This window comes from Methylobacterium sp. E-065 (genome assembly GCF_022829605.1).
GTDB lineage: Bacteria > Pseudomonadota > Alphaproteobacteria > Rhizobiales > Beijerinckiaceae > Methylobacterium.
Genome location: NZ_JAKSYD010000145.1, coordinates 1 through 4,676, shown reverse-complemented (window position 1 = coordinate 4,676; position 4,676 = coordinate 1). Strand labels below are relative to the sequence as shown.

Here is a 4,676-nt window from a genome sequence, read left to right as displayed (position 1 = left end):
CGCGCCCGCGCCGGCGCGGGGATCCGGCTCTCGCGCGCCTCGAAGGCCGCATCCTCCATCACCTGCTCGGCGGCTACGAAACGCCCGCATGACCAGGCGTCCAACGGGCGAGCCCCTTGGCGGGGCATCGGGCTTCGCCCCAACCCAGCAGGGAGCTGCACTGCACTCGCAAAATGTCGTAGACCTATTGAAACCTGAACTCTGATCCGCAAGGCACATATCGCCGACTGCCTCGCAATACGGGCCGACATACGCGCTCGCAGACGCGCTGTGCCTGCACGGCATCCCGGAGCACATTCGCTGCGACAATGGCCCAGAGATGATCTCCAAGGCGTTGTGACCTGACCGGCTGGCTTTGGACCGGGCTGATTGAGAGGATCAGCCTGGACCAGAGGAGTTGGGGATGAAGCGAGGACAGAGGCCGAGCGCGGAACAGGTTGTGCTGATGCTGCGCCAGATCGAGGTGCAGACGGCACAAGGCAAAAGCATCGCAGTCGCCTGCAAAGAAGCGGACGTCTCCGAGCAGAGCTACTACCGCTGGCGTAAGGAGTACGGCGGGCTGAAGGTCGATCAGGCCAGGAAGATGAAAGATCTGGAGCGCGAGAACGCTCGGCTTCGTCGGCTTGTGGCTGATCTATCTTTAGAGAAGCAGGTTCTGGCGGACGTCGCCTCGGGAAACTTGTAGCCCCCGAGCGACGCCGGCAGGCGGTGGACGGCATTCGGGAGAAGTACGGCCTCTCGGAACGTCACGCCTGCCGGATCGTCAGCCAGCACCGGGGCACGCAGCGCTACGTGCCCACCGTGCCGGCCGACGAGGATGGGCTGACCCGAGCCATCATTGCCCTGGCCTCCGAGTATGGGCGCTATGGCTACCGTCGTGTCACCGCGCTGCTGCAGGCAGACGGCTGGCAGGTGGGCAAGGACCGGGTTCAGCGCATCTGGCGTCGCGAGGGGCTGAAGGTCCCCAGCCGACATAAACCCCGCAGCCGCCTATGGCTGAACGACGGCTCGTGCGTGCGGCTGCGGCCACTCCACCGCAACCACGTCTGGAGCTTCGACTTCGTGCAGGCCCAGACCCACGACGGCCGGAGCCTGCGCATCCTGACGCTCATTGATGAGCACAGCCGGGCGTGCCTCGCCTTGAAGGTGGCGCGGCGCATCAACAGCCTGGGTGTGATCGAGGCCCTGGCAGAGGCGATGTGCCTGCACGGCATCCCGGAGAACATCCGCTGCGACAATGGTCCCGAGATGATCTCAAAGGCACTGCGCAAGTGGGTCGCCAAAGCCGGCTCGCAGATCCAGTACATCGCACCCGGCTCGCCGTGGGAGAACGGGTACTGTGAGAGCTTCAACGGCAAGCTGCGCGACGAGTGCCTGAGGCAGGAGATCTTCTACTCACTCAGGGAGGCACAGATCGTGATAGGTCTCTGGCAGAACACGTACAACCGCGTCCGGCCGCATTCGTCGCTGGGCTACCGACCGCCCGCGCCTGTCAGCTTCCCGGATCTGGCCTTCCGGCTACCCATGGGTGCGACCATGCAGTAGCCTCGCAACTGACCCGGTCCAAAACACCGGTCAGGTCAGTTGCCATTGCCATCGTAGGTCTGATTGTTGTCTGCACCGTCAGTGACGATGAACAAGAATGCCTTTGGCTTCGTAGGTGATGAGCCGTCACCGAAGGTCTGGGCGTACTGCTGCACGCCCGGAAAGACGTTCTCAAAATGCGTCCCGCCCGAACCCATAACTTGGGTTGCCGCGTTCGCCAGGCCGGTATCGAGGTAGGTCGCGCCGAGCTGGCCAGCGACGGTCGTGGCGGCGGCGAAGTTCGACGACAGCGCCGCCGCCTGCATCACGTTTACGATGAATGTATAAATTCCTATCCTATACTGGTTCTTCAGTGTTTGCGTAATGTTGGCGGTCTGAATCAAGTTCTGAACGGCCTTACCAACAGAGTCTACTCTTAGGGTGATGTTGTTGTTCTTGGCGACGCCGTAGCCTTGAAAGCCTGAAAAATGGCAGGCGAACTGGCACCCTCCTGGATACTGGCTCCGGTCGTCTGGATTGATCGCCATCAGCTGCTGCTGGCCGGCCGTGCTGGTCGGCAGACCCATCGATCCCGACATGTCGAGGGCGAGGTAGAAATCAAGGTATGAGCCCATGGTCAGGCTCGATCCGGAATGGCCAGCGAGGCTGAACGTTGGGACCCGGAACAGCTTGCCGAAAGCGGTCGCTTGCGTCCCGGTATAATTTACGCTCGCGGTTAGTGTTTGGCCGCTGCGGGCGACGACGGCGCTTGCTACGGCGTTGACCAGCGTCTTGGCCTTGCCTGCATTGGCGTAGAAAGCCTTGCCAGCCTGGGTCTGCCCGGCGCTGATCGCGTTGCTCGTCAAGCCGGGGTCGATCTGTGAGCTCGAGTTGGCACTTATGTATTGCTGCGCGGCTGTAATACCGGCGATCGCGGCGGCGTCAGCTGCAGCGTCAAGGCGAGCCTTGTTGGCAAGCGCTGTGTAATAGTCGATCCCGATGCCGACGATGCCTATCATTGGGATCGCGCAAAAGGCGAAGAACACCGCCGTTGAGGCGCTTGCGTCGCGACCGAAGCGGTTCAGAAGGTTCGCGCGGATCATAACAGCCTCAGCATTGCTTTACTGTCGCGCCGGCCGCGCCCCCATATGTAAGCGTGGCGACGTAGCGGGGCTGGACATAGAAGGAGCGCGGGATCGTCAGCGCCGTCATAAACCGCGTCGCGATGGTCGGGCGGAACGTGTAGGTCAGGTCGACGATGATAAGCGATCCTGGGCCGAACGTGTCGCTTGGCAGGGCGGTGGGGCTGGGCGGCGCCGTATCGGACGCTACGATCATCAACGCGTTGCACGGGCGCAAATTCGTGCCTGCGCTCCAACCGACTTTGCCGGTGTATGTTGGGTTAGAGCCTGTGAAGTTCACCACCGACACTGTCATGCCCATGTCGTTACGCCACGCGACACCTTGCTGGTAAGAGTCCTGCAGCACCTGCGGAAAGACGCCGACTGTGGCATCTTCGTAGAATTGCAGGTCGGCGACGGCGACCTGCCCGGTGGTCGAGACCGACAGCATCTGGCCGATGGTGGCTGCAAGGACCGCCAGTCGACGAGCAGCCACGATGTAGCGGGCGGTATCGAACCCGACGAGGAGGAGCACCATCAAGACTGGCGTGCACAGAGCGAACTCGACTGCGGAGACGCCGCGGCGGTCTGACGGGAAAGCGCGCAGGCGCAGGCAGGATGCGAGCATGCGCTAGCAACCGGTATTCGACGAGCTCTGGAACGGCTCGTTCCGGAATGCTGCGAAAGATCCCACGAAATAAACCGAGCGCCCACCCCAGGTCGTCGCCGCAGTGCCGATAAGGGTCGGAAACAGAACTGGCATTGCGTAATACACCTGAGCGTAAATCACGGACCCGCCGGTACCGGTGCAGAAACTAGTCTTGGTATTGTCCATGCTCGGCGGAATGATCCACGACTGCTGGCTGTTAACGTACTGATAGAACCCGCCAGGCGATGACGATTCAGGAATAGTGTTGATGTTCGTGATGACGTTGGCGCAGGAAAGCCCGCTTGGGAGCGCCGGGCATAGTACATTCGAGCGGAACTGTGCGGCTGTCAGCGTACCAGCGCTCGCTGCGCCAGTCATGATCTGTCGGCTCGACTTGGCGACGGCATTCTCCAGCGCGGCTGACGTGTATACGTACAAGCCGACCTGCATGATCCCCATGGACAGGAAGATGAGCAATCCGCCTATCATTGCGAACTCGACGGCGGCAGTGCCGTCCTGAGCATCACAGAAGCGTGCGCATCCCCCTCTTTCTTCTGTTGCTCTTGTCGCCACGGTCCACTCTTAAAGCTTGCCTCATTGCTTGGGGCCTTCAGATCGGACCTGGCACAGCCGATCATAGGCATTTTCTTGGGGTGTACAGGCCCAGATATTGAGACTCCCTTACGATCGAGGGCATTCGAGGTGCGGATTGAGAGAAAGTTACTTAGAAAACAGCTGCCTCTTGCTCCCGCCCCTTCGGAGCGGGTCGACGGCCGGAATTGTCTGCCACCGGCCTGGGCTAGTCGAAAGCCGTCCGTGGACTTTCGAGCTGAGTAGCCTGGCGAGTGAGCGTACTCTTGTCGACACAACCCGGCTGCCTGAGGCGCCAAGCTCGCCTTCCGCAAGCAGCGATGTGTCACCTGCTTAGCAACCTCAGCTATGGATCGTGAGCGATCGCGACGGCAATGTCGGCTTCGTTGTTGAACCGCCCGAAAGCGGACCGGCAGAAAACCACCCTTTGCAGACGCTTCTGATCAGCCTTCGCCCGCCTCGGCTTCGCCCCGCCGCATCAGGTCTCAGGTGCCCTTGGCCAGAGCCTGTAAGGCGGCGACCGCGGCTTGGATCTGGACCCAGCCGGCATCGTCTCGGACCTCAATGACCAAGGAGGGGTTGGCCTCACGAGGAACGAGATCGAGCCCGACGAGTTTCGATCCGCCTTTCGGAGGAAATGATGTCGGACAGTGATCGTCCCCCTTTGAAGTGGTCCGCCCTGAAGTATGGCTTTTGCGCCGACAGAGGACGGAATCGATGGCCCAACGACCCAAGCCCGAGGAGATCGTGAGCAAGCTGCGTCAGGTCGACGTGCTGGTCTCACAAGGACA

The 4,676-nt window shown here is 61.4% G+C and carries 4 protein-coding genes; 1 reads left to right on the top strand and 3 read right to left on the bottom strand.

Annotation, left to right across the window (positions count from 1 at the left end; translation table 11 throughout):
- Positions 1–403 precede the first annotated feature (403 nt).
- Positions 404–1,545 (top strand): IS3 family transposase gene (locus MKK84_RS19405; RefSeq protein ID WP_243922592.1). Its coding sequence is split into 2 segments (ribosomal slippage): positions 404–671 and positions 671–1,545, totalling 1,143 coding nucleotides; the frame shifts between segments, so codons are not numbered across the junction.
- A 35-nt stretch (positions 1,546–1,580) separates the two neighbouring features.
- Here the strand turns inward: MKK84_RS19405 and MKK84_RS19400 are convergent.
- Genes MKK84_RS19400 through MKK84_RS19390 form a run of 3 tightly spaced genes read right to left on the bottom strand, consistent with a single transcriptional unit; the run spans position 1,581 to position 3,867 of the window.
- Entirely contained in the window at positions 1,581–2,627 is a 1,047-nt protein-coding gene (locus MKK84_RS19400) for a TadE/TadG family type IV pilus assembly protein (protein ID WP_243922590.1), read from the bottom strand.
- Between the two features lie 7 nt (positions 2,628–2,634).
- Complete coding sequence (locus MKK84_RS19395) at positions 2,635–3,273, bottom strand: TadE/TadG family type IV pilus assembly protein (RefSeq protein ID WP_243922588.1); 639 nt, start codon at positions 3,271–3,273, stop codon at positions 2,635–2,637.
- A 3-nt stretch (positions 3,274–3,276) separates the two neighbouring features.
- Positions 3,277–3,867: a TadE/TadG family type IV pilus assembly protein gene (locus MKK84_RS19390; protein ID WP_313899355.1), complete on the bottom strand. Its 591-nt coding sequence runs from the start codon at positions 3,865–3,867 to the stop codon at positions 3,277–3,279.
- Between the last annotated feature and the right edge of the window lie 809 nt (positions 3,868–4,676).

What these genes read in the sequence shown, in the direction of transcription:
- MKK84_RS19400 (WP_243922590.1), bottom strand. Translation starts at nt 2,627, where the DNA reads ATGATCCGCGCGAACCTTCTGAACCGCTTCGGTCGCGACGCAAGCGCC.
- MKK84_RS19395 (WP_243922588.1), bottom strand. Translation starts at nt 3,273, where the DNA reads ATGCTCGCATCCTGCCTGCGCCTGCGCGCTTTCCCGTCAGACCGCCGC.